Raw genomic sequence first — 26415 nt, forward strand, 5'->3', positions numbered from 1 at the left:
TGGCATAATAGCGGTTTACCTCTTTTCCTCGACCGGCAAACGATCGGCCTGCCCGCGGCTCCGGCAGCGCATCGGTTTGTCCATTTCTCTTTGGGCGGTTCCATCATGTCCGGCAATACCCTCGGCACGCTTTTCACTGTCACGACCTTCGGCGAATCGCACGGTCCCGCGATCGGCTGCGTGATCGACGGCTGCCCGCCGGGAATGGGGCTGACCGAAGCCGACATCCAGTTCGAGCTCGATCGCCGCAAGCCCGGCACGTCGCGGCACGTGACGCAGCGCCAGGAGGCCGACGAGGTCGAGATCCTGTCGGGCGTGTTCGAAGGCGTGACGACCGGCACGCCGATCGCGCTGCTGATCCGCAACACCGACCAGCGCAGCAAGGACTACGGCAACATCGTCGAGACGTTCCGCCCCGGCCATGCCGACTACACCTACTGGCAGAAGTACGGCATCCGCGATTACCGCGGCGGCGGCCGTTCGTCCGCACGCCTGACCGCGCCGATCGTCGGCGCGGGCGCGGTCGCGAAGAAGTGGCTGCGCGAGCGTTTCGGCGTCGAGGTGCGCGGCTACATGAGCTGCCTCGGCGAGGTCGACGTGCCGTTCGTCGACTGGTCGCATGTGCGCGAGAATCCGTTCTTCTCGCCGAACGCGGCGATCGTGCCGGAACTGGAAGCCTACATGGACGCGTTGCGCAAGGACGGCGACTCGATCGGCGCGCGCATCGACGTCGTGGCGTCGGGCGTGCCGGTCGGCTGGGGCGAGCCGGTATTCGACCGTCTCGACGCGGACATCGCGAAGGCGATGATGAGCATCAACGCGGTGAAGGGCGTCGAGATCGGCGCGGGCTTCGACAGCGTCGCGCAGCGCGGCTCGGTGCACGGCGACGAACTGACGCCGGCCGGCTTCGTCGGCAACCATGCGGGCGGCGTGCTCGGCGGGATTTCGACCGGGCAGGACATCACCGTGTCGATCGCGATCAAGCCGACGTCGAGCATCCGCACGCCGCGCCGTTCGATCACGAAGGCCGGCGAAGAAGCGACGGTCGAAACCTTCGGCCGCCACGACCCGTGCGTCGGCATTCGCGCGACGCCGATCGCCGAGTCGATGCTCGCGCTGGTGCTGATCGATCATGCGCTGCGCCATCGCGCGCAGTGCGGCGACGTCGAGACGTCGACCCCGAAGATCGCCGGCAGCGCGACCTGATCCGCGCGGGCCGGCACCCGCCGGCTCGACCGATACGATGCGAAACGGGGCGCCTGGAGCGCCCCGTTTTCATTCGGCTGCCGGCACCGGCGGTGGCGGCGCGGCCGATTCACGCACCCGCAGTTCCGGCTGTACCGCGTAACCGGGCCCGGTTTCGCCGTTCCCGAGCGCGTCGAGCAACGCGTGCGCGGCCTTGCGCCCGATCGCAGCGGTGTCGACCCACATCGTCGTCAGGGACGGGCGGATTTCACGCGCGAGCGCGACGTCGTCGAAGCCGGTGATCGACAATTGCGACGGCACGTCCAGCCCCAGTGCCTGCGCCTCGAGCAGCGCGCCGAGCGCGAGGGCGTCGTTGCCGCAAATCACGGCCGTCGGGCGCGTCGCCCCGCTGTCGGCAATCGCGCGCAGGCTCACCCGCCCGAAAGCGATCGTTGCCGCGCCCTCGTGCTGGTGTACCGGGCGAACCGCGAGCCCGCGCGCGGCAAGCGTGTCGTGAATGCCGCGCAGGCGGGCCTGCACGCGGTCGTTGTCCGCGGAAGGCTGCATGATGATCGCGAAATCGCGATGGCCGAGGTCGAGCAGGTGCGTGGTCAGCCGTGCGAATGCGGCGCGGTTGTCGAAGCCGATGCAGCAGTGCGGGCTGTCGTCGCGATACGCGTAGGTCACGACATACGGCACGCGATGCTGGTGCAGCAGTTCGAAGACTTCCGGCGGATACGCTTCACCGACCAGCGACACGGCTTCCACGCCGCGCGACAGCATCGCGCGCACCTGCGCGAGCGCTTGCGCGGGGTCGTAATTCGAGCAGCCCAGAAAGAGGGTGATGCCGTGTTCGGCCATGACCGCCTGCATTCCGGCTACCTGCGACGCGAACACCTGGTCGTCGAGCGTCGGGATGATCGCGCCCGTGATGTGGGTGCGCGTGGACGCGAGTGCACGGCCGGCGGCGTTCGGAATCCAGTTCAGCGCGCGCGCGGCGTCGCGCACGCGCTGCTGTACGTCGGCCGATACCTTGCCGGGATCGTTGTACACGCGCGAAACGGTCGCGGTCGACACGCCGGCGAGTTTCGCGACATCGCCGAGCACCGACCGGCCGCTGCCGCGGCGTGCGCGCGCCGCGCCGCCGCTGGAAGGAGGCGTGCTCATCGGGCCCCCCTGGCCGCGGCTGCCGCGTGGACGCCGCCCGTTCTCAAAAGCGCCATCGTTTACCCTCGATTCATCGTGGTCCCGCTTGCATTTCCAATCCGGCCTGTGAGAATGTAAGCGCTATCTTGATGCGAATCCGTATTATGTCAGACATAGATTCCTGCTGCATTGCGAAGTTTTCGTCGACGTCGGCCTTTCCGGCCATTTTGTTTGCCTCAAATGTAAGCGGTTACATTCGATGATGAATTCTGTAAAGCCACCGCGGATCGCCGTCGTCGGCAGCGTCAACGTCGATCTCGTCACGCGCGCGCCGCGTCTGCCCGTACCGGGCGAAACACTGCTCGGCACCTCGTTCCAGACCGTCCACGGCGGCAAGGGGGCGAACCAGGCGGTGGCCGCCGCGCGGCTCGGTGCGTCGGTCGCGATGATCGGCTGCGTCGGCAACGACGCGTTCGGCGCACGCCTGCACGACGCGCTTGCGGCGGAGCGTATCGACGTCACGCACCTGCGCCGGATCGACGGCGAGGCCACCGGCGTGGCCACGATCACGGTCGACGCACACGGGGCGAACAGCATCGTCGTCGTGCCCGGTGCGAACGCCTGCGTCGATGCCGCCTTGATCGACGCGTCGCGCGACGTGATCGCCGGCGCGGCGCTGATGGTGTGCCAGCTCGAGGTGCCGATCGAGACCGTCGCGCGCGCCATCGGCAGCGCCATCGCCCATCGGACGCCCGTGCTGCTCAATCCGGCGCCCGCGCGGCCGCTGTTCGACGCATTGCTGGCCCGCATCGACTACCTCGTCGTCAACGAGACGGAGGCGGAGTCGCTGACCGGCATCGCTGTCGGCGACGACGCGTCGGCAGTGCGCGCCGCCGATGCGCTGTGCGCGAAGGGCGTCGGCAACGTGCTGGTCACGCTCGGCGCGCGCGGTGTCTGCTGGCGAGGGATTGCGGGGCAGGGCCGCCATCGGGCGAGGGCAGTGGTCGCCGTCGATACGACGGCGGCCGGCGACACCTTCGTCGGCGGCTTCGCGGCGGCCCGTGCGAGCGGTGCGTCGATGGATGACGCCATTGCGTTCGGCCAGCACGCGGCCGCGATCAGCGTGACGCGCCACGGCGCGCAGACCTCGATTCCGACACGCGAAGAAGTGGAGCGTGCGGCCGTATAGATTCCGCGACGACGGAACGGGCAGCAGCCCGGCCAACCATTCAGGACAATGGAGACAGACGCAATGAACGAGAATCATGCAGTTCCGACGGCGCCCCCACGCATCCGGCGCGGACAACGTATCGCGCTCGCGCTGCTGATGGTGAGCGGGATCGTCAACTATCTCGACCGCGGCACGCTGGCCGTCGCGAGTTCGGCCATCCGGAACGATCTGGGTCTGTCGCTCTCCGAAATGGGCTTGCTGCTGTCGGCATTTTCGTGGAGCTATGCGTTATGCCAGTTCCCGGTCGGCGGACTCGTCGATCGCATCGGGCCGCGCCGTTTGCTGGGCGTCGGGCTGATCGTCTGGTCGCTCGCGCAGGCGTCGGGCGGCATCGTCTCCACCTTCGGCTGGTTCATCGTCGCGCGTATCGTGCTCGGCATCGGCGAGGCGCCGCAGTTCCCGTCGGCGGCGCGGGTCGTGAGCAACTGGTTTCCGCTGCGCGCGCGCGGGACGCCGACCGGCATCTTCAACGCGGCATCGCCGCTCGGCACCGCGCTCGCGCCGTTGCTGCTGGCGGTGCTCGTCGCGTCGTTCAACTGGCGCTGGGCGTTCGTCGCGACCGGGGCGCTCGGCCTCGTCGTCGCCGTCGTCTGGTTCGCCCTGTACCGCGATCCGGCGCGTGCGCAACTGACGGCAGCCGAACGTGCGTATCTCGACGCCGATGCGCAGACCGCCGTCGCGATGCCGAAGCTGACCTTCGCCGACTGGCGCAGCCTGTTCTCGCACGGCACGACCTGGGGCATGCTGATCGGATTCTTCGGTTCCGTGTATCTGAACTGGGTCTACCTGACCTGGTTGCCGGGGTACCTGACGATGGAGCGTCACATGAGCCTCATTCGCACCGGGTTCGCGGCGTCGGTGCCGTTCCTGTGCGGATTCGTCGGCTCGCTGGTCGCCGGCTGGCTGTCGGATGTGGTCACGCGCCGCAGCCGCTCGCCGGTCGTGAGCCGGCGCAACGCGGTGGTCGTCGCGATGCTCGGGATGGTCGCATTCACGATTCCGGCCGCGCTCGTGCAGAGCAACACGGTCGCGCTCGCGTGCATTTCGGTGGTGATCTTTCTCGCCAATGCGGCATCGGCGTGTTCGTGGGCGCTCGCGACGGCGGCCGCGCCGCCGAGCCGCATCGCATCGCTCGGCGCGATCCAGAATTTCGGCGGTTTCATCGGCGGGGCGCTCGCGCCTATCCTGACGGGTGTGATCGCGCAGAAGTGGTCGTTCGTGCCCGCGCTGCTGACGGCGGCGGCAATCGCATTCGCCGGTGCGATGGCCTACCTGCTGCTGGTTCGCAAGCCGATTCCCGAGCAGGCCGCGAGCACCGCGTCCGGCGCGCTGCCCGCCTGAGCGCCGCGCCTCCATCACGCATTCAAGAAAGCAAGGAAAGGAGAAACAGATGCAACACCATCAGCAGTCGAGCGCGACCATCGAGGGGATCGTACCGGTGATGCTGACGCCGTTCGACGACGCCGGGGCCATCGATTACGCGGGGCTCGAGCGACTCATCGAATGGTATCTGGCGCACGGTGCGGATGCGCTGTTCGCGGTCGCGCAATCGAGCGAGATGCAATTCCTGAGTCTGGCCGAACGGGCGGAACTCGCGCGTTTCGTGGTCGAGCGCGTGGCCGGGCGCGTGCCTGTCGTCGCGTCCGGGCACATCAGCGACGATCTCGATGCGCAGGTCGCCGAGCTGCGCGTGGCCGCGGAATCGGGCGCGCAGGGCGTCGTGCTCGTGACCAATCGGCTCGACCCGCAGCGCAAAGGCAGCGCCGCGTTTCTCGACCATCTTCACAAGCTGCTTGCGCGCCTGCCGTCGGATTTGCCGCTCGGCTTGTATGAATGCCCGGCGCCTTACCGCCGATTGCTGTCCGACGACGAACTGCGTGCGTGCATCGACACCGGCCGCTTCGTGATGCTCAAGGACGTGAGTTGCGATCTGGAGACGGTGAAGCGGCGCGTGGCGCTCGCCGCGGGATCGCCGCTGAAGATCCTGAATGCGAACGCCGCGATCGCGTGGGATGCGATGAAGGCGGGTTCCGCCGGGTTCAACGGTGTGTTTACCAACTTTCATCCGGATCTGTATCGATGGCTGCGCACGCGGGGCGACTCGGATCCGGCGCTCGCCGACGAGTTGTCGACGTTCCTGGTGGTCTCGGCCGTGTCGGAAGCACTGGGCTATCCGGCGCTGGCGAAGATCTATCACCAGCGGATCGGCACGTTCGCATCGATTCGCTGCCGCGCGATCGACTACGACGTGCGCGAGCGGTTCTGGGCGCTCGATGCGGTGCTCGACAAGATCGTGTCCGGTACCGAGCACTTCCGTCGGCGGATCGCGGCGCGCTGACCGGTCCGGTCCGGCGTGCCGTGCATGAGTCGCACGCTGGATGGCGGGCAGGGCAGCGTCGACTGTCGAACGGGCGAAAAAAAACGCCGCGCGAGGCGGCGTTTTCCGGCAGCTTACATGTTCGGGTAATTCGGCCCGCCGCCACCTTCCGGCGTGACCCACACGATGTTCTGCGTCGGGTCCTTGATGTCGCAGGTCTTGCAGTGCACGCAGTTCTGCGCGTTGATCACCAGCCGATCGCCGCCGTCGTCGTTCTTCACGAACTCGTACACCGCCGCCGGGCAGAAGCGCGCCTCCGGCCCCCCGTACGTACGCAGGTTCACGTTCACCGGCACGTTCGCATCCTTCAGCGTCAGATGCGCCGGCTGGTTCTCCTCGTGGTTCGTGTTCGAGATGAACACCGACGACAGACGATCGAACGTCAGCTTGCCGTCCGGCTTCGGATACTCGATCGGCGTGCATTGCGACGCCGGCTTCAGCATCTCGTGATCCGCATGCTTGTGATGCAGCGTCCACGGCACGTTGCCGCCCATCACCTTCTGCTCGAGCCCGACCATCAGCGTGCCGAGATACAGCCCCTTGGCCATCCACTGCTTGAAGTTGCGCGCGCGGTACAGCTCCGTGTACAGCCACGATTGCTTGAAAGCGTCCGGATACGCGTTGAGCTCGTCCGACTGGCGGCCGGCCTGCACCGCGTCGAATGCAGCATCGGCCGCCAGCATGCCGGTCTTGATCGCCGCATGACTGCCCTTGATCCGCGACGCGTTCAGGAAGCCCGCGTCGTCGCCGATCAGCGCGCCGCCTGGGAACACCGTCTTCGGCAGCGACAGCAGCCCGCCCGCCGTGATCGCGCGCGCGCCGTACGACACGCGCTTGCCGCCTTCCAGGAACGCGCGGATCGACGGATGCGTCTTGTAGCGCTGGAATTCCTCGAACGGCGACAGGTACGGGTTCGTATAGCCCAGGCCCACCACGAAGCCGACCACCACCTGGTTGTTGTCCATGTGATACAGGAACGAGCCGCCGTACGTATCGGACTTCAGCGGCCATCCGGCCGTGTGGATCACGAGGCCCGGCTTGTGCTTTGCCGGATCGATTTCCCACAGCTCCTTGATGCCGATCCCGTATGCCTGCGGATCCGCGTTCGCGTCGAGCTTGAACTTCGAGATCAGTTGACGGCCGAGGTGGCCGCGGCAGCCTTCGGCGAACAGCGTGTACTTCGCGTGCAGCTCCATGCCGAGCTGGAAGTTCTCGGTCGGCTCGCCGTCCTTGCCCACGCCCATGTTGCCGGTGGCGACGCCCTTCACCGAGCCGTCGTCGTTGTAGAGAATCTCGGCGGCCGGGAAGCCCGGGAAGATCTCGACGCCCTGCGCTTCGGCCTGTGCCCCGAGCCAGCGCGTGACGTTGCCCAGCGAGATCACGTAGTTGCCGTGGTTCTGGAAGTTGGCGGGCAGCGCCCAGTTGGGCGTGGTGACCGCGCCCGTCTCGGACAGGAACAGGAAGCGGTCTTCCGTCACCGCGACGTCGAGCGGCGCGCCGCGTTCCTTCCAGTCGGGGAACAGTTCGGTGATCGCGCGCGGGTCCATCACCGCACCCGACAGGATGTGCGCGCCGATCTCGGAACCCTTCTCGAGCACGCACACGCCGATCTCGGTGCCTTTCTCGGCGGCCAGCTGCTTGAGCCGGATCGCCGCCGACAGCCCGGCGGGGCCGCCGCCGACGATCACGACGTCGTATTCCATCGATTCGCGCGGGCCGTACTGCTCGATGAGGCTTGCGGGGGTCATTGGCGTTCCTCTAACCGTTAGAATGCTTTTATTCGGGAGCGTATTGTCTGCGAAACGAAACGCTTGCCGCAACAGCATGCGAATAGATTAGCACGATCGTTCTATTTTTTGTGCCAGGGTTATGCTGCGTGGGGCAGGGCGCCCGTCGCGGCGAAACGATATCGAAAGGGGATGTGCAATGGGTCGATCGATCAATCTGGAAGGCAAGGTCGCGCTGGTCACGGGCGCATCGAGCGGTCTCGGGCAACGCTTCGCGCAGGTGCTGTCGCAGGCCGGTGCGAAGGTCGTGCTCGCGAGCCGCCGCGTCGAGCGCCTGAAGGAACTGCGCGCGGAGATCGAGGCGGCGGGCGGTGCCGCACACGTGGTGTCGCTCGACGTCACCGACGTGCAGAGCATCAAGGCGGCCATCGCGCACGCGGAGACGGAAGCCGGTACGATCGACATCCTCGTGAACAATTCGGGCGTCTCGACGATGCAGAAGCTCGTCGACGTGACGCCGGCCGATTTCGAATTCGTGTTCGACACCAACACGCGCGGCGCGTTTTTCGTCGCGCAGGAAGTCGCGAAGCGGATGATGATGCGCGCGAACGGCAACGGCAAGCCGCCGTACCGGATCATCAACATCGCGTCGGTGGCCGGCCTGCGCGTGTTTCCGCAGATCGGGCTGTATGCGATGAGCAAGTCGGCGGTCGTGCAGATGACGCGCGCGATGGCGCTCGAATGGGGCCGCCACGGGATCAACGTCAATGCGATCTGTCCGGGCTATATCGACACCGAAATCAATCATTACCTGTGGGAAACCGAGCAGGGCCAGAAGCTGCAGTCGATACTGCCGCGCCGGCGGGTCGGCAAGCCGCAGGATCTCGACGGGCTGTTGTTGCTGCTCGCGGCCGACGAGTCGCAGTTCATCAACGGCTCGATTATCTCCGCCGACGACGGCTTCGGCCTCGCCTGAGTGGATGACATTCCGCAACAAAGAAGACTGCAATGAGCGAATATTCCCCCGTATTTGAAATGTCGATGCCGATCCGCTGGGGCGACATGGATGCGTTCGGCCATGTGAACAACACGGTCTATTTCCGCTACATGGAACAGGCGCGGATCTCGTGGTTCGAGGAACTCGGCATCGCGGGCGGCAACGGCGAGGGGCAGGGGCCCGTGATCGTCACGGCGTCGATGGAGTTCCTGAAGCAACTGCACTATCCGGGCGACGTGATCGCGCGGATGTCGGCCGCGAAGCCGGGCCGCAGCAGCTTCGACACCGGTTTCGAGCTGACGCGCGCGGACGATCCGCAGCACGTCTATGCGCGCGGCAATGCGCGCTGCGTGTGGGTCGACTATGCGCTCGGCAAGTCGGTGCCGCTGCCGCAACTGCTGCGCGATACGATCGAGCGCGCGCTCGCGGCGAAGGTCGGCTGAGCGCGGCGGCATCGGCGCCGGTGCACGGGCGCCGGTGTGTCGCCATTTCCTGAAGTTCTCCCGAATCGGCCGCGTCACGCGGCCGATTGCCATTGCGGCGCGCGAGTCACTGGCCGAGCAGGCGCTGCAGCAGTTCCGGCGTATTGTTCGTGCCGTACTTGCGCATCAGCCGCGCGCGGTAGATGTCGACCGTGCGCGAACTGATGTCGAGCATGCGCCCGATCTGCTTGCTGGTCTTGCCGGTCGCGAGCTGCGCGGCGATTTCGCGTTCGCGCGGCGTCAGCTCGACGGCGACGCGGCGTGTCGCGCTCAAGTCCTCGAAGGTCCAGATGCCGGCCGCGAGCGGTGCGGTGCGGTCGAGCGCGCGGCCCGTCACGTGGCACCAGAACAGCTCGCCGTCGGCCCGTTTCATGATTCTGTCATCGGCGTAGATGCCGTTCGCGATCATCACGCGCGAAATGCGTTCGCCGATCCGCTGGAATTCGCCCGGTGACGGATAGAGCACTTCGTACGACTTCCCGAGCAGATCGGCGCGCGCGCAGCGGAAGATCGACGCGAGCGCGTCGTTGCAGTCCTCGATCACGCGGTCGCGCGACATCACGAGGCCGAGCGGCGCGAGGTGAAAGGCAGTCTGGTAATCGAGAGCGGGCATGGCGCAGGCAAGCGGAGGGAAATGCTTATGTATTTTTGCGTATTGTGCCGTATCCGCGCCGCATCGTACCCTTTCAGGCATCTCGCGGCGGTTTGTCGCGATATAAAAACAGCGCGCCTCGACGCAGGTATCGCCGTGCATGCATAGAATGGTGCGGCGGGCTTGCGGCCCAGTGGGCGCGTGAACCGGTTTTGCTGGTTTCCATAGAGGAAGGGACATACAGATGAACAAAGTCTATCCAAGCGCGGCTGCCGCGCTGGAAGGGATCGTCCGTGACGGACAGACCTTCGCGGTGGGCGGCTTCGGCCTGTGCGGGATTCCCGAGGCACTGATCGGCGCGTTGCGCGATTCGGCCGTCAAGGGCATCACCTGCATCAGCAACAACGCGGGCGTCGACGGCTTCGGTCTCGGCCTGCTGCTGGAAACGCGCCAGATCAAGAAGATGATCTCGTCGTACGTCGGCGAGAACAAGGAGTTCGAGCGCCAGTACCTGGCCGGCGAACTCGAGCTCGAATTCACGCCGCAGGGCACGCTCGCCGAGAAGCTGCGCGCGGGCGGCGCCGGCATTCCCGCCTTCTTCACGAACACCGGCTACGGCACCGTGATCGCCGAAGGCAAGGAAACGCGCCAGTTCGGCGATCGCCACTACGTGCTCGAGCCGTCGCTGACGGCCGACGTCGCGCTCGTGAAGGCGTGGAAGGCCGACAAGTCCGGCAACCTGATCTATCGCCGCACCGCGCGCAACTTCAACCCGATGTGCGCGATGGCCGGCAGGATCACCGTCGTGGAAGTCGAGGAGATCGTCGAGAACGGCACGCTCGATCCGGACCAGGTCCACACGCCGGGCATCTTCGTGCAGCGCATCGTGCTGAACGCGACGCCCGAGAAACGCATCGAACAACGCGTCGTACGCGCGAAAGGAGACTGACATGGCCTGGAATCGTGACCAGATGGCCGCGCGCGCGGCGAAGGAACTGCAGGACGGCTTCTACGTGAACCTCGGCATCGGCCTGCCGACGCTCGTCGCGAACCACGTGCCGGAAGGCGTCGAGGTGTGGCTGCAGTCGGAGAACGGCCTGCTCGGCATCGGCCCGTCGCCGACGGAGGACGAAGTCGATGCCGATCTCATCAACGCCGGCAAGCAGACCGTCACGACGCTGCCGGGCTCGTCGATCTTCTCGTCGGCCGATTCGTTCGCGATGATTCGCGGCGGCCACATCAACCTCGCGATCCTCGGCGCGATGCAGGTCAGCAAGACGGGCGACCTCGCGAACTGGATGATCCCGGGCAAGATGATCAAGGGCATGGGCGGCGCGATGGATCTCGTCGCGGGCGTGAAGCGCGTCGTCGTGCTGATGGAGCACGTCGCGAAGGGCGACCAGCACAAGATCCTCGATGAATGCAACCTGCCGCTGACGGGTGTCGGCGTGGTCGACCTGATCATCACCGATCTCGGTGTGATCGAAGTGACGCCGGCCGGCCTGAAGGTGCTCGAGCTCGCCGACGGCGTGACCGCGGAAGAGATCCAGACGAAGACGGGCGCACCGCTCGATGTGAGCGCGGTCGCCTGAGCATCGTCCTTTCAGCATGACCCTCGACGCCCCGCGTTCCGTCAGGAACGCGGGGCGTTTTGTCATGACCGCAGGCGTCACGCGATCGCGCCGCCGCCGTCGATCAGCACCGTCGAACCAGTCGCGTAAGGCGTCGTGGCCAGGTAGACGATCGCGTTCGCGACGTCCTCGGGCTGGCCCACACGGCGTGCGGGCAGACGCTGGGCGGCGCCCGCGTACATCGCATCGCGCGCGTCGGGCGCGAGCTTGTCCCACAGCGGCGTCGCGATCAGGCCCGGCGACACCGTGTTCACCCGCACCGGCGCCAGCTCGAGCGCAAGACCGCGGGCGAGCGCCTCGAGCGCCGCGTTGATCGCACCCTGCAGCACCGACGACGCGCTCGGCCGCACGCTGAGATAACCCGACACGAATGTCAGCGAACCGCCGGGTGCGATGTCGATCGAGCGGGCGATGCGGTATGCGCCCCAGAACTTGCTGTCCATCGCAGCCTGCGCGTCGGCAAGCGGCAGTGCGCGCAGCGGGCCCGTGGCTGTCTTCGCGGCCGAGATCACGACGTGGTCGAACTGGCCGACCCGCGCGCAGAACGCATCGACGGCCGCCGTATCGGTGATGTCGAGCGCTTCGGTGCGCACGTGCCCGTCCGGCGCGGCATCTGCACCGGCCCTGGCCGGGTCGCGCGATGCGATCGTCACGGCAGCGCCGCGTTGCGCGAAGGCTTTCGCTGCCGCGGCGCCGATACCCGAGCTGCCGCCGACGACAAGTACTTTCTTTCCGTGGAGTGGATCGTTCATGGTGTTGTGCCGATGAGAGGAGGTGAGTGGAGCCCGGTCAGATCGTTTCGGCTTCGCGCAGCGTCGACGGGCTGCGCAGCGCGAAGCGGGCGATGTCGTCCTTGCGCATGAAGGCCACCCCCGGATGCGATCGGGCGTAGCGCAGGAAAGCATCCCAGGCGCGGACCATCTGCGGCGTGCCGCTGATCCGGTCGTGCGCGCTGATCGACATCAATCTGCGCCGCTGCCCGGCTTCCGCGTACAGCTGGTCGAAATCGAGCTTGATCTGCTCGAGAAACATCGTCGGCGAGTAGTTGCGGCCCTCGATCAGCAGGATGTCGTTGTTGCGCAGCGTGTACGGGACGACCACGAAATCGCGACCGCCGACGGTCTCGATGAACGGCTCGTCCCGGCTGACGTCGTCGATGTGATACACGTAACCGAGTTCCTGCAGCAGCGGCAGCGTGTGCGGCCCGCGCCGCAGCCAGTTGCAGTTGTAGCCGACCGGGCGCTGTCCCGTCACCGCTTCGACCATGTCGCGGGCCTCGGTGAGGAAGCGACGCTCGTCGTCGCGGGTCATCGCGAATTGCGAGCGCCATGTCGGGCCGTGCGCGGCCGCTTCGTGGCCGCGCGACACGATCTCGCGCGCCAGTTCGGGATGCCGGCGTGCGGCCTCCCCGATCATGTGCGACGTGACTTTCACGCCATGCCGATCCCACAGGTCAAGCAGGCGCGGAATCCCTTCACGATAGCCATACGCGAACCACGTGGCCGACGCCAGATCGACCGGCATCGACGATGGAAATTCGACGGGCGGGAAGGGGCTGTCCGCGCCCTTCGGCGGTTGTCCGCCGGCCTCGAATTGCATCGAGATCGAGATGACGAGCCGCGTATCGTTCGGCCAGAATCCGCCGGCGCGCGTGTCTTCCTGCGGTGCCGGCGCGGCGGCTGCCGGCTGCGAGGCGCCCGCGACCATCGCGACGCCCGCGACCATCGCGACGCCGGCCGCCAGCCCGGCGCCGGCCTGTGCCAGAAACGTGCGGCGCGCCGGAGGCGTCGCCGGATTGGAGTCGTTGTAAGTCATCGTCCTCTCCGTCAGCCGACAAGCCCGAGCTGACGCATCAGCGTCAGGTTGTCCTCGATGTGCCAGTTTTCCGCAATCCGGCCGTGATCGATCCGGTAGATGTCGGTCGCGATGAAGTCGACCGTCTGCCCGCTGCCGGCCGTGCCATTGAACGTGCCGGTGAAGTGCCCGCGAAAATGCAGGTGCACGACGACCCGGTCGCCCGCGACGATCATCTGCTCGATGTCGCAACGCAGGTCCGGGATGGCCGCGCGCATCGTTTGGGATGCCGCGAGCGGCCCCGGGACGCCCTGTGCGCGGCCGGCCGGAAGCGTCCGGTCGATGAAGCCGGCGGCGAGTGCCGTTTGGGCGAGGCTGGCGTCGCCGGTATCCCAGAACGTGCCGTAGCGACGCGCGGCGAGGATCTGCGCGCGTGCCTGCTGGGCCGGCAGGTCGGCCGCGACGGTCAGGCTGTGCGGCTCGACAAGGCCGGCCGCGTGGGAGGTGGCCGGCGACAGCGCGACGACGCAGGCGGCCGCGGCGATGACGCGGGTGATCGGGCGAGCGGCCGAAAGAAGGCGAATCGACATGGTTTCGGGTGTCCTGTGGATGGCGTCGTGCGACGACGCGGAACAGGTATGGTAGGTTTTCGATTTCCATCTAAATACGGTCGGAAATCGAATGGATTATTCGAAAAAAGGAAAGGTTCGCGCGGGATCGAGGCCAGGATGCTGATCGACGATCTCCCGGCGCTCGATACCTTCGCGAGGATCGTGTCGGCCGGCAGTCTGTCGGCGGCGGCGCGCGAGCTGGACTTGTCGCTGTCCGTCGTCAGCAAGCGGCTTGCGCATCTCGAATCGCAGCTCGGCGTGCGTCTGCTGCACCGGACGACGCGGCAGCAGACGCTGACCGACGACGGTGCGCAGTTCCACGCGCAGGTGCTGCGCATCCTCGCCGAAGTCGAGCGTGCCGAAACGCTGATGAGCGATCGCCGCGGCACGGTCGGTGGGGTGCTGCGCGTGACGGCGCCGGGCGAGCTCGGCCGGCTGCGGATCGCGCCGCTCATCGCGGCGTTTCAGCGGCGGCATCCCGAACTGATCGTGCAACTGATGCTGACCGATGCGATCGTCGATCTGCTCGCGCACGACATCGATGTCGCCGTGCGGATCGGCAGCCTCGCCGATTCGACGATGATCGCGCGCGAGCTGGCGCCGAATCATCGCGTGCTTTGCGCGTCGCCGAGCTATGTCGCCGCGCACGGTTTGCCGGCTGAACCGGCCGAGCTTCGTGCGCACCGATGCATCGTGATGGGCGATCAGCCGCGTGCCGAGTGGCGGTTCGACGGCGCACACGGCACGGTTGCGGTCGAGGTGACGGCCGCGCTGCTGACGAACGACGGCGGCGCGGCTCGCACGTTGGCGCTGGAGGGCGCGGGCATCGCGCTGAAGTCGATCTGGGACGTCGGTGCCGATCTCGATGCCGGTCGACTGGTCCGCGTGCTGCCGGCATTCGCGGCGCCGGCGGCGCCGCTTCATGCGGTTTATCCCGGTGGTCGTCACGTGCCGTTGCGCGTGCGCGCCTTCGTCGATTTCCTGCGCGAGCAGTTGCGTGGCGCGTGGGGCCGCGGCGACTGAGCGCGCTGCGAGCGATGTGCCGGCGGGGGGGCGTGCGTGACGACCTGCGTTGACGAAGCGGTTTACAATCGTTTGCATCGGGCGGCGCACGCGTTGCCCGCCGCGCCGCCTCTGTTCGACAGGATCCCAACGATGCCGATCACCTCAGCGAATCCCCCGGTTCCCCGTCAGCGACGCGTGCAGTGTGCAAGCGCCGCCGGCCTTCACCACGTCGCCTATACCGAATGGGGCGACCCGGCCAATCCGCGCGTGCTGGTCTGCGTGCATGGCCTGACCCGTTCGGGGCGCGACTTCGACCGGCTCGCCGCCGCGCTGTCCGATACATATCGCGTCGTCTGCCCCGACGTCGTCGGGCGCGGTCGCTCCGACTGGCTCGCCGATCCGCGGCATTACGCGATTCCGCAATACGTCGCCGACATGGTCACGCTGATCGCGCGGCTCGACGTCGAGTCGGTCGACTGGTTCGGCACGTCGATGGGCGGGCTGATCGGCATGGCGCTCGTGGGGTTGCCCGGTTCGCCGCTGCGCCGGATGATCGTCAACGACGTCGGCCCGCGCATCGAACCCGATTCGCTGACGCGCATCGGCGAATACCTCGGCGTGCAGCCGCGCTTCGCGACCGAGCAGGAAGGCGTCGACTATCTGACGTCGCTATCGTTGCCGTTCGGGGAGTTGACCGCCGACGAATGGCGCGAGATCAACCGGCCGCTGCTGCGCGAGCTGCCCGACGGCGGCTGGACGATGCGCTACGATCCGCGCATCGCCGAGCCGTTCAAGGCGACGACGCCCGAGCTGGCCGCGCTCGGTGAGGCCACCCTGTGGCGCGCGATCGAGACGACCGATGCGTCGCTGCTCGTCGTGCGCGGCGCCGAGTCGGACCTGTTGTCGCGCGAGACCGCCGCCGAGATGGTGCGCCGCGGCCGACATGTGACGCAGGCGGAAATTCCCGGCACGGGGCACGCGCCGGCATTCCTGAACGCCGACCAGATTGCGCTCGCGCGGCGGTTTTTCGTCGAAGGCGCCTGATAAACGCGTCATAATATGCGGTTCGGCGCCGCACCGTCGCCGATTCTTCACCACTCAAACGACCGGAACATTCCATGGCAGTCATTCGTCACCACGTCGGAGCCCGCCTCTCCGAAACCGCGATCCACAACGGTACCGTGTATCTGGCTGGCCAGATCGCCGAAGACACCACCCAGGACATCAAGGGCCAGACGCGCGAAGTGCTGGGCCACATCGACCGCCTGCTCGCCGAAGCGAACAGCGACAAGGCGCATCTGCTGTCGGTGCAGATCTACATTTCGGATCTCGCGAACTTCGAAGGCATGAACGCGGAGTGGGACGCGTGGGTCGCGCCGGGCAACACGCCGCCGCGCGCGACCGTCGAGGCGAAGCTCGCGGATCCAGCGCTGCTGGTCGAGATCGTCGTCGTCGCCGCGCAGCGGAGCTGAGCGAAGCATCACGATGACCGCAATACGCCAGGCCGTGCGATGACCGAGTCCGTTACCGCTTCTTCCGTCGCGGCGCCGTCGTTCGACGACGTGCTCGCGTTCGTGCGCGAGCGGGCCGGCGACGCGCGCCTGTCGACGGGCGAACTGCTCGCCGATCACTCGGCGGGCACCGCATCGATCATGCGCACGTTGAACGTCGACCCGCACGCGATGCAGGCGGCCGCGCTGTTCGTGCTGACGCCGCATCTGAACGATCCCGAGCGGGAACTGACCGAACGGTTCGGCGAAGAGGTCGCGCGGCTCGTGTCCGACGTGCGCAAGCTGCTGCGGCTCGGCACCGTCAGCCTGCGCGCCCAGAATGCGATGCCTGAAGCCGGGCGCGACGCGGCGGAAGAGCGGCGCACGCAGATCGAGGCGCTGCGCAAGATGCTGCTGGCGTTCGCGCAGGACATCCGCGTGGTGCTGATCCGGCTGGCGTCGCGGTTGCAGTCGCTGCGGTATTACGCGGCGGCGAAGATCGATCCGCCGCCCGACGTCGCGCGCGAGACACTCGAGATCTACGCGCCGCTCGCGAACCGTCTCGGCATCTGGCAACTGAAGTGGGAACTCGAGGATCTCGCGTTCCGCTTCGAGGATCCGGTCACCTACAAGCGCATCGCCAAGCTGCTCGACGAGAAGCGCATCGAGCGCGAGGCGTACGTCGCGCAGGCGATCGAGCGGCTCCAGCACGAACTGGCGGAAGCGCACATCCCGGCCGACGTGAGCGGGCGGCCGAAACATATCTACAGCATCTGGCGCAAGATGCGCGGCAAGGAGCTCGACTTCGCCGAGCTGTACGACGTGCGGGCGTTTCGCGTGATCGTGCCGGACATCAAGGATTGCTACGCGGTGCTCGGCATCGTGCATCACCTGTGGCAGCCGGTGCCGAAGGAATTCGACGACTACATCTCGCGCCCGAAGCCGAACGGCTACAAGTCGCTGCATACGGTCGTGATCGGCGACGACGGCCGCGCGTTCGAGGTGCAGATCCGCACGCAGGAAATGCACCGCTTCGCGGAGTACGGGATCGCCGCGCACTGGCGCTACAAGGAAGCCGGCGCACGCGGCTATGGCGGCCAGTTCTCGGCGAGCGACAAGTACGACGAGAAGATCGCGTGGCTGCGCCAGCTGCTCGCATGGAAGGACGACGTCGAAGTGTCGGGCGACCAGGCGTGGGCCCAGCTGCGCGAGACGTCGCTCGACGACGACCACATCTACGTGCTGACGCCGCAGGCGCGCGTGATCGCGCTGCCGCAGGGGGCGACGCCGGTCGATTTCGCGTACCACCTGCACAGCGAGCTCGGCCATCGCTGCCGCGGCGCGCGCGTCGACGGCGTGATGGTGCCGCTGAACACGTCGCTCGCGAACGGCCAGACGGTCGAGATCGTCGCGGTGAAGGAGGGCGGCCCGTCGCGCGACTGGCTGAACCTGCAGCTCGGCTACCTGAAGAGTTCGCGTGCGCGACAGAAGGTGCGCGCGTGGTTCAACTCGATCGAGCAGGAAGAGAACATCGCGCATGGCCGCGCGCTCGTCGAAAAGACGCTGCAGCGCGAGGGCAAGACGTCGGTCAATCTCGACAACCTCGCCGCGAAGCTCGGCTTCAAGTCGCCCGACGAACTGTTCTCGGTCGTGGGCAAGGAAGAATTCAGCCTGCGCCACGTCGAGCAGGCGCTGTCCGATGCGCCGCCGCCCGAGCATGCGCCCGAGGCGCCCGCCGATTTCGAGAAGCGCAGCAGCGGGGCGAGTGTCGCGCACGGCGCGTCGACCGGCGTGCTGGTGGTCGGCGTCGATGCGCTGTTGACCCAGCTTGCGCGCTGCTGCCGTCCGGCGCCGCCCGACCCGATCAGCGGTTTCGTCACGCGCGGCAAGGGAATGTCGATTCACCGCAGCGACTGCCCCACCTTCCGGCGGATGGCCGAACGGGCGCCGGAGCGCGTGCTGCAGACGACCTGGTCGGCCGATGTGCTGGGCGGACGCGGCGCGTCCGTCTATCCGGTCGACCTGATGATCGAGGCAAGCGACCGGCAAGGCTTGCTGCGTGACATCTCCGAAGTGTTCGCGCGCGAAAAAATGAACGTGGTGGGCGTGAAGACGCAGAGCCGCCGCAATGCGGCGTTCATGCAGTTCACGGTCGAGGTGTCGAATTCCGCGCAGGTGCAGCGTGCGTGCACGCTGCTTGGCGAAGTGGCGGGCGTCGTGCGGGCGGGGCGCAAGACGTGACGTCCCTGTAATGGGGCCGGAATACGAGCCTTTTGCTGCGGCCGCATAAAACACTTGCCAAGTCGGCGCTGGCTCCATATAATCTTAGCTTCTCTAGGCTCGTAGCTCAGCTGGTTAGAGCACCACCTTGACATGGTGGGGGTCGTTGGTTCGAGTCCAATCGAGCCTACCAACGAATTGAGAATGCCCGGTTTCCGGGTATTCGATGCAGTAGATAACTCAACGCGAACAGGGCGAATACGGTTATGACACCGCGAACGTTGACCGAAACCTTTTCGGAGCGACGCTAGTCGAGGAACGTTTTCGCCCTTTCAGTCTGAGTGAAGTATCGAATGCGGCCCCTCGAAAGCGGGGCCGCATTTTTTTTGTCGCGAAATTTCGCGCGCGACTTTTATATCGCGTACCTGGTTTGCCGCCCACTGTCGGCATCACGGAGATTGCTATGGTTTCGATACGCTTGCCTGACGGCTCAGTTCGACAATACGAGCATCCGGTGACAGTTGCCGAGGTTGCAGCCTCGATCGGTCCCGGCCTCGCGAAGGCTGCGCTTGGAGGCAAGCTCGACGGCGAGCTCGTCGACACGTCCACGGTCATCGATCGCGACGCAGCGCTCGCGATCATCACGGACAAGGATGCCGACGGTCTCGACATCATCCGTCACTCGACCGCGCACTTGCTCGCGTACGCGGTGAAGGAACTGTATCCGGATGCGCAGGTGACGATCGGTCCCGTGATCGACAACGGCTTCTACTACGACTTCTCGTATAACCGCCCGTTTACGCCCGAAGATCTGGAAAAGATCGAAAAGCGCATGCAGGAAATCGCGAAGAAGGACGAGCCGGTGACGCGCCGCGTCGTGTCGCGCGACGAGGCGGCCGGCTATTTCCGCAGCATCGGCGAGAAGTACAAGGCCGAGATCATCGAATCGATTCCGCAAACCGACGAAATCAAGCTGTACTCGCACGGCGGCTTCACGGATCTGTGCCGCGGCCCGCACGTGCCGTCGACCGGCAAGCTGAAGGTCTTCAAGCTGATGAAGGTCGCGGGCGCGTACTGGCGCGGCGACTCGAAGAACGAGCAGCTGCAGCGCATCTACGGTACGGCCTGGACGAAGAAGGAAGACCAGGACCAATACCTGCACATGCTCGAGGAAGCGGAAAAGCGCGACCACCGCAAGCTCGGCAAGCAGCTCGACCTGTTCCACATGCAGGAAGAGTCTCCGGGCATGGTGTTCTGGCATCCGAAGGGCTGGGCGCTGTGGCAGCAGGTCGAGCAGTACATGCGCCGCCGCGTGAACGACGCCGGCTACCTCGAGATCAAGACGCCGATGATCATGGACCGCTCGCTGTGGGAAGCGTCGGGCCACTGGCAGAACTACCGCGAGAACATGTTCACGACGGAGTCGGAGAAGCGCGACTACGCGATCAAGCCGATGAACTGTCCGGGGCACGTTCAGGTGTTCAAGCACGGTCTGCGCTCGTACCGCGACCTGCCGCTGCGCTACGCGGAATTCGGTTCGTGCCACCGCAACGAGGCATCGGGCGCGCTGCATGGCCTGATGCGCGTGCGCGGCTTCGTGCAGGACGATGCGCACATCTTCTGTACGGAAGAGCAGTTCATCGCCGAGTCGATCGCGTTCAATACGCTGGCGATGAGCGTGTACAAGGATTTCGGGTTCGAGCACATCGACATCAAGCTGTCGCTGCGCCCCGAACAGCGTGCGGGCACGGATGAGACGTGGGATCGTGCCGAGCAGGGCCTGCGCGACGCGCTGACGGCGTGCGGCCTGTCGTGGGAAGAGCTGCCGGGCGAAGGTGCGTTCTATGGTCCGAAGATCGAGTACCACATCAAGGACGCGCTCGGCCGGTCGTGGCAGTGCGGCACGCTGCAGCTCGACATGGTGCTGCCGGAGCGCCTCGGTGCCGAGTACGTCGCGGAGGACAACAGCCGCCGCCGGCCGGTGATGCTGCACCGTGCGATCGTCGGTTCGATGGAGCGATTCCTCGGCATTCTGATCGAGCACCATGCCGGCGCGATGCCGGCCTGGCTCGCGCCGTTCCAGGCAGTTGTGCTCAATATCGCCGAAAGTCAGGTGGAATATGCACACTCTCTGACCCAAACGTTGCAAAAACAAGGGGTTAGGGTGGCGGGCGATTTGCGCAACGAGAAGATTAGCTATAAAATACGCGAGCACACGCTGGAAAAGGTGCCTTATCTCCTCGTCGTGGGTGATAAGGAGCGTGATGCGCAAACGGTAGCCGTGCGTGCCCGTGGCGGCGTCGATCTTGGCGTTATGCCGATCGAAGCCTTCGTTGAGCGTCTGCAGGAAGACCTGCGCTCGTTCAAGTAACCGCCCTGGCAGCGCGGCTCGTTTTTTTAATTTTTAGAGGAAACGTAACATCGCTACTGATAAGTCGTCGCATCGCATCAACGGTGAAATCTCTGCGCCGGAAGTGCGTCTGGTCGGGCTCGAGAACGAACCGCTCGGTATCGTAAAACTCGCTGATGCGTTCCGTAAATCGGAAGAACTGGATGTCGACCTCGTGGAAATCGCGCCGCAAGCGGTTCCCCCGGTCTGCCGCCTGATGGACTACGGCAAGTTCAAGTATCAGGAGTCCAAGAAGCAGCACGAAGCGAAGCTGAAGCAGAAGGTCATCCAGGTGAAGGAAGTCAAATTCCGCCCGGGTACCGATGACGGTGACTACAACGTCAAGCTCCGCAATCTCGTGCGCTTCCTCGAAGAGGGCGACAAGACGAAGATCACGTTGCGTTTCCGCGGCCGCGAAATGGCTCACCAAGAGATCGGCATGCGGATGCTGGAACGTCTGCGCACGGATCTCGAGGAAGTCGGCCAGGTCGAGCAGATGCCGAAGATGGAAGGGCGCCAGATGATCATGGTGCTCTCGCCGAAGAAAAAGAAGTAACGGGCCCGCGCGCACGGCGCGCAGGTTCGCAAGTGGTTCGGTGCGTTGCCCGGTCAGGGCGGCGCGCCAGCAATGACGGCGGCTGCGCAAGCGGTTCGCCGTACACAAGTGGACTGGGTTTCGAAGGGCGGGTCAAGGGCGCATGCCAACCGCACACCCATCGCCATCTAATAAACTGGAGTTGTTCGTCATGCCTAAGATGAAGACCAAGAAGAGTGCTGCAAAGCGCTTCGTGGTGCGTCCGGGCGGTACCGTCAAGCGCGGTCAAGCCTTCAAGCGTCACATCCTGACCAAGAAAACCACGAAGAACAAGCGTCACCTGCGCGGCGCAACGGCAGTTCATGATTCCGATCTGAACTCCGTCCGCGCAATGCTGCCGTTCGCGTAACCCCTCAACTGATACTCTAAGGAGAGAAACATGCCTCGAGTCAAACGTGGGGTAACCGCACGGGCCCGCCACAAGAAGATCATCAAGCTGGCCAAGGGTTATCGCGGCCGTCGCAATAACGTCTACCGCATCGCCAAGCAGGCGGTGATGCGTGCTGGTCAGTACGCGTACCGCGATCGCCGCAACAAGAAGCGTGTGTTCCGCGCACTGTGGATCACGCGTATCAACGCGGCGGTTCGCCAGCACGACATGACCTACAGCGTGTTCATCAACGGCCTGAAGAAGGCGTCGATCGAACTCGACCGTAAGGTCCTGGCCGACATGGCGGTGTTCGACAAGGCTGCTTTTGCTGCGATCGTCCAGCAGGTGAAAGCCGCCGTTGCAGCCTAATTGCGAAATTAGCACTGCGTGGTGAGTTGCAGCGATGTTCCGGTAGTTTCGGCCGCTGCAGCGAAAACGGGGCTCTTCCGAGCCCCTTTTTTGTTTGGTGGGCAGATTTGCTCGCCAAGACCGAATGACGTTGGAAATGATGGGATCTATGGATCTGGACCAGATTGTCGCCGACGCGCAGCAGTCCTTCGAACAGGCTGCCGACATCACCACGCTCGAAAACGAGAAAGCACGATTTCTCGGCAAGTCGGGTGCGCTGACCGAGTTGCTCAAGGGCCTCGGCAAGCTCGATCCCGAAGCACGCAAGACCGAAGGCGCACGCATCAACGTCGCGAAGCAGCAGGTTGAAGCCGCGCTGAACGCACGTCGCCAGGCGCTCGCCGACGCGCTGCTGAACCAGCGCCTCGCCGCCGAGGCGATCGACGTCACGCTGCCGGGCCGCGGCGCCGGTGCAGGCAGCCTGCACCCGGTGATGCGCACGTGGGAGCGCGTCGAACAGATTTTCCGCTCGATCGGCTTCGACGTGGCCGACGGTCCCGAAATCGAGACCGACTGGTACAACTTCACGTCGCTGAACAGCCCGGAGAACCATCCGGCGCGTTCGATGCAGGACACCTTCTACGTCGAAGGCAAGGATGCCGACGGCCGCCAGCTGCTGCTGCGAACGCACACGAGCCCGATGCAGGTGCGTTACGCGCGCATGAACCGTCCGCCGATCAAGGTGATCGCGCCGGGCCGCACGTACCGCGTGGACAGCGATGCGACGCACTCGCCGATGTTCAACCAGGTCGAGGGGCTGTGGATCGACGAGAACATCAGCTTCGCCGACCTCAAGGGCGTCTATACCGATTTCCTGAAGAAATTCTTCGAGCGCGACGACATCCTCGTGCGCTTCCGTCCGTCGTATTTCCCGTTCACGGAACCGTCGGCCGAGATCGACATGATGTTCGAGCACGGCAAGAACGCCGGCAAATGGCTCGAGATCTCGGGCTCGGGGCAGGTGCATCCGACCGTGATCCGCAACATGGGCCTCGATCCCGAGCGCTACATCGGCTTTGCGTTCGGCAGCGGCCTCGAGCGCCTGACGATGCTGCGCTACGGCGTGCAGGATCTCCGGCTGTTCTTCGAGAACGACCTGCGTTTCCTGCGCCAGTTCGCATAACGCACGCGCCGCGCCGACATGTGCCCGCGCACGCCCCGCCGGATGTTTCCGACGGGGCCCGGGCGTCGATCTAACCTGTTTCGAACGTAGACATCCATGCAATTCCCTGAATCCTGGTTGAGAACCTTTGTCGACCCGCAGCTGACGACCGACGAGCTGTCGCACGCGCTGACGATGGCGGGGCTCGAAGTCGAATCGCTGAGCAAGGCTGCGCCGCCGACGTCGAAGATCGTCGTGGGCCGCGTGCTCGAAGTCGTCAAGCATCCGGATGCGGACAAGCTCAATGTCTGCCAGGTCGACGCCGGCACCGGCGCGACGCTGAATATCGTTTGCGGCGCACCGAACGTGGCGCCCGGCATCAAGGTGCCGGTCGCGCTGGTCGGCGCGGAACTGCCGCCGGCGGAAGAGGGTGGCAAGCCGTTCGCGATCAAGCTGTCGAAGCTGCGCGGCGTCGAGAGCCAGGGGATGCTGTGCTCGGCGCGCGAGCTGAAGCTGTCCGAAGACCACAGCGGCCTGCTGATCCTGCCGGAAGACACGCCGGTCGGCCAGGACATCCGCGACACGCTCAATCTCGACGACACGATCTTCGAAATCAAGCTGACGCCGAACAAGGCCGATTGCCTGTCCGTGTTCGGTATCGCGCGCGAGACGGCCGCGATCACCGGCGCTCCGCTGACGCCGGTCGACATCCGCCCGGTGCGCGTCGAGCTCGACGAGACGCTGCCCGTGCGCATTGCCGCGCCCGATCTGTGCGGCCGCTTCTCCGGCCGCGTGATCCGCGGCGTGAACGCGCACGCGAAGACGCCGCAATGGATGGTCGAGCGCCTCGAGCGTTCGGGCCAGCGCAGCGTGTCGGCGCTCGTCGACATCTCGAACTACGTGATGTTCGAGCTTGGCCGCCCGTCGCACGTGTTCGACCTGGACAAGATCCACGGCGGCATCGAGGTGCGCTGGGGCAAGCGCGGCGAATCGCTGAAGCTGCTGAACGGCAATACGGTCGAACTCGACGAAACGGTCGGCGTGATCGCGGACGACCGCCACGTCGAAAGCCTCGCGGGTATCATGGGCGGCGACAGCACGGCCGTCACGCTCGACACCACCAACATCTATCTGGAAGCCGCGTTCTGGTGGCCGGACAGCATCCGTGGCCGCGCGCGCAAGTACAACTTCTCGACCGATGCGGCCCATCGCTTCGAGCGCGGCGTCGACTACGCAACCACCGTCGAGCACGTCGAGCGCATTACGCAACTGATTCTCGAGATCTGCGGCGGCAAGGCCGGCCCGATCGACGATCAGGCGGTCAACCTGCCGCAGCGCGCGCCGGTGAAGATGCGCGTATCGCGCGCGAACCGCATCATCGGCGTGAAGATCGACGCCGACGAGATCGCGGACATCTTCACGCGCCTCGGCCTGCCGTTCGTGCGTGACGACGACGCATTCCTGGTCACGCCGCCGTCGCACCGCTTCGACATCGAGATCGAGGAAGACCTGATCGAGGAGGTCGCGCGCATTTACGGCTTCGAGAAGATTCCGGCGCGTCCGCCGGTCGCGACGAGCGAGATGCGCGCGACCAACGAGACGCAGCGTTCGATCCACGACATCCGTCATGCGCTCGCGGCGCGCGACTACGCGGAAACGGTCAACTTCAGCTTCGTCGATGCGGAGTGGGAGCACGATTTTGCCGGCAACGACACCCCGATTCGCCTGCTGAATCCGATCGCGAGCCAGCTGTCGGTGATGCGCACGACGCTGTTCGGCAGCCTGATCTCGGTGCTGCGCCACAACCTGAACCGTCGCGCGGATCGCGTGCGCGTGTTCGAGGCCGGCCGCGTGTTCCTCGCCGATTCGTCGGTGAAGGCCGGCGAGCTGACCGTCGAAGGCTACACGCAGCCGAAACGTGTCGGCGCGCTCGCGTACGGCCCGGCGGTCGACGAGCAGTGGGGCGTGGCCACGCGCGCAGTCGATTTCTTCGACGTGAAGGGCGATCTCGAGGCGCTGCTCGCGCCGGCCGCCGCGCGCTTCGTGAAGGCCGAACATCCGGCCCTTCATCCGGGCCGCAGCGCGCGCATCGAAGTCGATGGCCGCGCGGTCGGCTGGATCGGCGAGCTGCATCCGCGCCTGATGCAGAAGTACGAGCTGCCGCACGCGCCGGTGATGTTCGAAATCGACACGGACGCGCTGATCGCGCGTGCGCTGCCGGCTCCGACCGACGTATCGAAATTCCCGCCGGTACGGCGCGATATCGCCGTCGTGGTCGATCAGGCGGTCGAGGTTCAGGCACTTTTCGACGAAATGAAGAAGGCGCTGGCCGAAGACGCCTGCCGATTCGTTCAGAAGGTTGTACTCTTCGACGAATTTCGTGCAAAATCAAATACTTCCGGTGGCCTTGCCGCGCACGAGAAGAGCCTTGCCTTCCGCGTGACGCTGCAGGATCCGGCTGGCACGCTACAGGACGAGGTCGTCGATCAGGCGATCCAGACGCTGGTCGAGCGAATGGCTCGTGCCGGTGCCCGCCTGCGCGGCTAAGGAGAGGGGCCGCCCGTTGGCGGGCGGCTTTTTCCCCTCGCAAGTTTTGGTTTAACGCGCTGTATGGCAGATATGAACGACATGACCTCGAGTGAATTCGAAGCCCTCCTGACGGCGCAACGCAGCGCCATGAACCGCGACGCTTCGGCGCCGGCGTCCACCGAGACGCCGACGCTGACGAAAGCGGAACTGGCGGAGCTGCTGTTCGACAGCGTCGGGCTGAACAAGCGTGAAGCGAAGGACATGGTCGAGGCTTTTTTCGAAGTGATCCGCGACGCGCTCGAAAACGGTGAAAGCGTCAAGCTGTCGGGATTCGGCAATTTCCAGCTGCGCGACAAGCCGCAGCGTCCGGGCCGCAATCCGAAGACGGGCGAGGCGATTCCGATCGCGGCCCGCCGGGTGGTAACCTTCCACGCGAGCCAGAAGCTGAAGGCGCTGGTCGAAAACGGCGTGGAATGACGCCCGCGCGTTGACGTCTCCGCGCGGCCGCCGCGCACCCTTTACCGACGGTTAACC

The 26415-nt window shown here is 65.7% G+C and carries 25 protein-coding genes and 1 tRNA gene; 20 read left to right on the forward strand and 6 right to left on the reverse strand.

The genetic code is table 11. The features are described from left to right. Nucleotides 1–105 precede the first annotated feature (105 nt). On the forward strand, nucleotides 106–1206 hold the full coding sequence (gene aroC, locus BAMB_RS06780; RefSeq protein WP_011656657.1) for a chorismate synthase: 1101 nt from the start codon (nucleotides 106–108) through the stop codon (nucleotides 1204–1206). 69 nt (nucleotides 1207–1275) lie between these two features. On the opposite strand, the gene BAMB_RS06785 is transcribed toward aroC, so the two are convergent. Continuing rightward, nucleotides 1276–2352: a LacI family DNA-binding transcriptional regulator gene (locus tag BAMB_RS06785; RefSeq protein ID WP_011656658.1), complete on the reverse strand. Its 1077-nt coding sequence runs from the start codon at nucleotides 2350–2352 to the stop codon at nucleotides 1276–1278. A 238-nt stretch (nucleotides 2353–2590) separates the two neighbouring features. On the opposite strand from BAMB_RS06785, the gene rbsK reads away from it, so the two are divergent. The 3 genes from rbsK (at nucleotide 2591) to BAMB_RS06800 (ending at nucleotide 5900) form a co-directional block, all read left to right on the forward strand. Beyond that, the gene (gene rbsK, locus BAMB_RS06790; RefSeq protein ID WP_011656659.1) at nucleotides 2591–3520 is read left to right on the forward strand and encodes a ribokinase; all 930 of its coding nucleotides are present in this window, start codon (nucleotides 2591–2593) and stop codon (nucleotides 3518–3520) included. Between the two features lie 63 nt (nucleotides 3521–3583). Next, nucleotides 3584–4903 carry an MFS transporter gene (locus BAMB_RS06795; RefSeq protein WP_011656660.1) on the forward strand — a complete coding sequence of 440 codons (1320 nt, stop codon included), beginning with the start codon at nucleotides 3584–3586 and terminating at the stop codon, nucleotides 4901–4903. A gap of 49 nt (nucleotides 4904–4952) precedes the next feature. After that, the gene (locus tag BAMB_RS06800; RefSeq protein WP_011656661.1) at nucleotides 4953–5900 is read left to right on the forward strand and encodes a dihydrodipicolinate synthase family protein; all 948 of its coding nucleotides are present in this window, start codon (nucleotides 4953–4955) and stop codon (nucleotides 5898–5900) included. A 113-nt stretch (nucleotides 5901–6013) separates the two neighbouring features. On the opposite strand, the gene BAMB_RS06805 is transcribed toward BAMB_RS06800, so the two are convergent. Continuing rightward, on the reverse strand, nucleotides 6014–7687 hold the full coding sequence (locus BAMB_RS06805; protein ID WP_011656662.1) for an electron transfer flavoprotein-ubiquinone oxidoreductase: 1674 nt from the start codon (nucleotides 7685–7687) through the stop codon (nucleotides 6014–6016). A 178-nt stretch (nucleotides 7688–7865) separates the two neighbouring features. Here BAMB_RS06805 and BAMB_RS06810 point away from each other — a divergent pair, with 178 nt between their 5' ends. Next, nucleotides 7866–8642, forward strand: coding sequence for an SDR family oxidoreductase (locus BAMB_RS06810; RefSeq protein ID WP_011656663.1), 777 nt, complete (start codon nucleotides 7866–7868; stop codon nucleotides 8640–8642). Between the two features lie 32 nt (nucleotides 8643–8674). Further along, a complete protein-coding gene (locus BAMB_RS06815) occupies nucleotides 8675–9106 on the forward strand; it encodes an acyl-CoA thioesterase (RefSeq protein ID WP_006753331.1) in 432 nt (143 codons plus the stop codon). A gap of 106 nt (nucleotides 9107–9212) precedes the next feature. Here BAMB_RS06815 and BAMB_RS06820 read toward each other — a convergent pair whose 3' ends face one another. Further along, complete coding sequence (locus tag BAMB_RS06820; protein WP_011656664.1) at nucleotides 9213–9758, reverse strand: PAS and helix-turn-helix domain-containing protein; 546 nt, start codon at nucleotides 9756–9758, stop codon at nucleotides 9213–9215. Between the two features lie 223 nt (nucleotides 9759–9981). On the opposite strand from BAMB_RS06820, the gene BAMB_RS06825 reads away from it, so the two are divergent. Together BAMB_RS06825 and BAMB_RS06830 are read left to right on the forward strand one after the other, a co-directional pair. Then, on the forward strand, nucleotides 9982–10686 hold the full coding sequence (locus BAMB_RS06825; RefSeq protein ID WP_011656665.1) for a CoA transferase subunit A: 705 nt from the start codon (nucleotides 9982–9984) through the stop codon (nucleotides 10684–10686). Between the two features lies 1 nt (nucleotide 10687). Next, the gene (locus BAMB_RS06830; RefSeq protein ID WP_011656666.1) at nucleotides 10688–11329 is read left to right on the forward strand and encodes a CoA transferase subunit B; all 642 of its coding nucleotides are present in this window, start codon (nucleotides 10688–10690) and stop codon (nucleotides 11327–11329) included. A gap of 77 nt (nucleotides 11330–11406) precedes the next feature. On the opposite strand, the gene BAMB_RS06835 is transcribed toward BAMB_RS06830, so the two are convergent. Genes BAMB_RS06835 through BAMB_RS06845 form a run of 3 tightly spaced genes read right to left on the reverse strand, consistent with a single transcriptional unit; the run spans nucleotide 11407 to nucleotide 13752 of the window. Continuing rightward, nucleotides 11407–12120 (reverse strand): SDR family oxidoreductase, encoded by a 714-nt coding sequence (locus tag BAMB_RS06835; protein ID WP_041491154.1) that lies wholly within the window; start codon nucleotides 12118–12120, stop codon nucleotides 11407–11409. A gap of 37 nt (nucleotides 12121–12157) precedes the next feature. Next, nucleotides 12158–13183: a polysaccharide deacetylase family protein gene (locus tag BAMB_RS06840; RefSeq protein ID WP_011656668.1), complete on the reverse strand. Its 1026-nt coding sequence runs from the start codon at nucleotides 13181–13183 to the stop codon at nucleotides 12158–12160. 11 nt (nucleotides 13184–13194) lie between these two features. Further along, entirely contained in the window at nucleotides 13195–13752 is a 558-nt protein-coding gene (locus tag BAMB_RS06845) for an ester cyclase (RefSeq protein ID WP_011656669.1), read from the reverse strand. A gap of 138 nt (nucleotides 13753–13890) precedes the next feature. On the opposite strand from BAMB_RS06845, the gene BAMB_RS06850 reads away from it, so the two are divergent. From BAMB_RS06850 to BAMB_RS06905, 12 genes are all read left to right on the forward strand, one after another. Continuing rightward, on the forward strand, nucleotides 13891–14796 hold the full coding sequence (locus BAMB_RS06850) for a LysR family transcriptional regulator (RefSeq protein WP_011656670.1): 906 nt from the start codon (nucleotides 13891–13893) through the stop codon (nucleotides 14794–14796). Between the two features lie 132 nt (nucleotides 14797–14928). Continuing rightward, a complete protein-coding gene (locus BAMB_RS06855; RefSeq protein WP_011656671.1) occupies nucleotides 14929–15822 on the forward strand; it encodes an alpha/beta fold hydrolase in 894 nt (297 codons plus the stop codon). Between the two features lie 74 nt (nucleotides 15823–15896). Then, the gene (locus BAMB_RS06860; RefSeq protein ID WP_006758848.1) at nucleotides 15897–16250 is read left to right on the forward strand and encodes a RidA family protein; all 354 of its coding nucleotides are present in this window, start codon (nucleotides 15897–15899) and stop codon (nucleotides 16248–16250) included. 39 nt (nucleotides 16251–16289) lie between these two features. Beyond that, a complete protein-coding gene (locus tag BAMB_RS06865; RefSeq protein WP_011656672.1) occupies nucleotides 16290–18509 on the forward strand; it encodes a RelA/SpoT family protein in 2220 nt (739 codons plus the stop codon). A gap of 95 nt (nucleotides 18510–18604) precedes the next feature. Continuing rightward, nucleotides 18605–18681, forward strand: a tRNA-Val gene (locus BAMB_RS06870). A gap of 270 nt (nucleotides 18682–18951) precedes the next feature. After that, nucleotides 18952–20859: a threonine--tRNA ligase gene (gene thrS / locus BAMB_RS06875; RefSeq protein WP_011656673.1), complete on the forward strand. Its 1908-nt coding sequence runs from the start codon at nucleotides 18952–18954 to the stop codon at nucleotides 20857–20859. Between the two features lie 49 nt (nucleotides 20860–20908). Beyond that, the gene (gene infC, locus BAMB_RS06880) at nucleotides 20909–21433 is read left to right on the forward strand and encodes a translation initiation factor IF-3 (RefSeq protein WP_081467222.1); all 525 of its coding nucleotides are present in this window, start codon (nucleotides 20909–20911) and stop codon (nucleotides 21431–21433) included. Nucleotides 21434–21623: 190 nt separating this feature from the next. Then, nucleotides 21624–21821, forward strand: coding sequence for a 50S ribosomal protein L35 (gene rpmI, locus BAMB_RS06885; protein ID WP_004191477.1), 198 nt, complete (start codon nucleotides 21624–21626; stop codon nucleotides 21819–21821). Between the two features lie 30 nt (nucleotides 21822–21851). Continuing rightward, a complete protein-coding gene (gene rplT, locus BAMB_RS06890) occupies nucleotides 21852–22211 on the forward strand; it encodes a 50S ribosomal protein L20 (RefSeq protein WP_006052502.1) in 360 nt (119 codons plus the stop codon). Between the two features lie 148 nt (nucleotides 22212–22359). Further along, a complete protein-coding gene (pheS, locus tag BAMB_RS06895; protein WP_041489802.1) occupies nucleotides 22360–23373 on the forward strand; it encodes a phenylalanine--tRNA ligase subunit alpha in 1014 nt (337 codons plus the stop codon). Between the two features lie 96 nt (nucleotides 23374–23469). Beyond that, nucleotides 23470–25899: a phenylalanine--tRNA ligase subunit beta gene (gene pheT / locus BAMB_RS06900; RefSeq protein ID WP_011656676.1), complete on the forward strand. Its 2430-nt coding sequence runs from the start codon at nucleotides 23470–23472 to the stop codon at nucleotides 25897–25899. 72 nt (nucleotides 25900–25971) lie between these two features. Further along, nucleotides 25972–26358: an integration host factor subunit alpha gene (locus BAMB_RS06905; protein ID WP_006753316.1), complete on the forward strand. Its 387-nt coding sequence runs from the start codon at nucleotides 25972–25974 to the stop codon at nucleotides 26356–26358. The last annotated feature ends 57 nt before the right edge of the window (nucleotides 26359–26415 follow it).

Origin of the sequence: Burkholderia ambifaria AMMD (assembly GCF_000203915.1) — a bacterium.
Lineage (GTDB): Bacteria > Pseudomonadota > Gammaproteobacteria > Burkholderiales > Burkholderiaceae > Burkholderia > Burkholderia ambifaria.

Excerpts from the sequence above, each read along its gene's own strand:
- aroC (WP_011656657.1), top strand. The coding sequence starts at position 106 with ATGTCCGGCAATACCCTCGGCACGCTTTTCACTGTCACGACCTTCGGC.
- BAMB_RS06785 (WP_011656658.1), bottom strand. The coding sequence starts at position 2,352 with ATGAGCACGCCTCCTTCCAGCGGCGGCGCGGCGCGCGCACGCCGCGGC.
- rbsK (WP_011656659.1), top strand. The coding sequence starts at position 2,591 with ATGATGAATTCTGTAAAGCCACCGCGGATCGCCGTCGTCGGCAGCGTC.
- BAMB_RS06795 (WP_011656660.1), top strand. The coding sequence starts at position 3,584 with ATGAACGAGAATCATGCAGTTCCGACGGCGCCCCCACGCATCCGGCGC.
- BAMB_RS06800 (WP_011656661.1), top strand. The coding sequence starts at position 4,953 with ATGCAACACCATCAGCAGTCGAGCGCGACCATCGAGGGGATCGTACCG.
- BAMB_RS06805 (WP_011656662.1), bottom strand. The coding sequence starts at position 7,687 with ATGACCCCCGCAAGCCTCATCGAGCAGTACGGCCCGCGCGAATCGATG.
- BAMB_RS06810 (WP_011656663.1), top strand. The coding sequence starts at position 7,866 with ATGGGTCGATCGATCAATCTGGAAGGCAAGGTCGCGCTGGTCACGGGC.
- BAMB_RS06815 (WP_006753331.1), top strand. The coding sequence starts at position 8,675 with ATGAGCGAATATTCCCCCGTATTTGAAATGTCGATGCCGATCCGCTGG.
- BAMB_RS06820 (WP_011656664.1), bottom strand. The coding sequence starts at position 9,758 with ATGCCCGCTCTCGATTACCAGACTGCCTTTCACCTCGCGCCGCTCGGC.
- BAMB_RS06825 (WP_011656665.1), top strand. The coding sequence starts at position 9,982 with ATGAACAAAGTCTATCCAAGCGCGGCTGCCGCGCTGGAAGGGATCGTC.
- BAMB_RS06830 (WP_011656666.1), top strand. The coding sequence starts at position 10,688 with ATGGCCTGGAATCGTGACCAGATGGCCGCGCGCGCGGCGAAGGAACTG.
- BAMB_RS06835 (WP_041491154.1), bottom strand. The coding sequence starts at position 12,120 with ATGAACGATCCACTCCACGGAAAGAAAGTACTTGTCGTCGGCGGCAGC.
- BAMB_RS06840 (WP_011656668.1), bottom strand. The coding sequence starts at position 13,183 with ATGACTTACAACGACTCCAATCCGGCGACGCCTCCGGCGCGCCGCACG.
- BAMB_RS06845 (WP_011656669.1), bottom strand. The coding sequence starts at position 13,752 with ATGTCGATTCGCCTTCTTTCGGCCGCTCGCCCGATCACCCGCGTCATC.
- BAMB_RS06850 (WP_011656670.1), top strand. The coding sequence starts at position 13,891 with ATGCTGATCGACGATCTCCCGGCGCTCGATACCTTCGCGAGGATCGTG.
- BAMB_RS06855 (WP_011656671.1), top strand. The coding sequence starts at position 14,929 with ATGCCGATCACCTCAGCGAATCCCCCGGTTCCCCGTCAGCGACGCGTG.
- BAMB_RS06860 (WP_006758848.1), top strand. The coding sequence starts at position 15,897 with ATGGCAGTCATTCGTCACCACGTCGGAGCCCGCCTCTCCGAAACCGCG.
- BAMB_RS06865 (WP_011656672.1), top strand. The coding sequence starts at position 16,290 with ATGACCGAGTCCGTTACCGCTTCTTCCGTCGCGGCGCCGTCGTTCGAC.
- thrS (WP_011656673.1), top strand. The coding sequence starts at position 18,952 with ATGGTTTCGATACGCTTGCCTGACGGCTCAGTTCGACAATACGAGCAT.
- rpmI (WP_004191477.1), top strand. The coding sequence starts at position 21,624 with ATGCCTAAGATGAAGACCAAGAAGAGTGCTGCAAAGCGCTTCGTGGTG.
- rplT (WP_006052502.1), top strand. The coding sequence starts at position 21,852 with ATGCCTCGAGTCAAACGTGGGGTAACCGCACGGGCCCGCCACAAGAAG.
- pheS (WP_041489802.1), top strand. The coding sequence starts at position 22,360 with ATGGATCTGGACCAGATTGTCGCCGACGCGCAGCAGTCCTTCGAACAG.
- pheT (WP_011656676.1), top strand. The coding sequence starts at position 23,470 with ATGCAATTCCCTGAATCCTGGTTGAGAACCTTTGTCGACCCGCAGCTG.
- BAMB_RS06905 (WP_006753316.1), top strand. The coding sequence starts at position 25,972 with ATGAACGACATGACCTCGAGTGAATTCGAAGCCCTCCTGACGGCGCAA.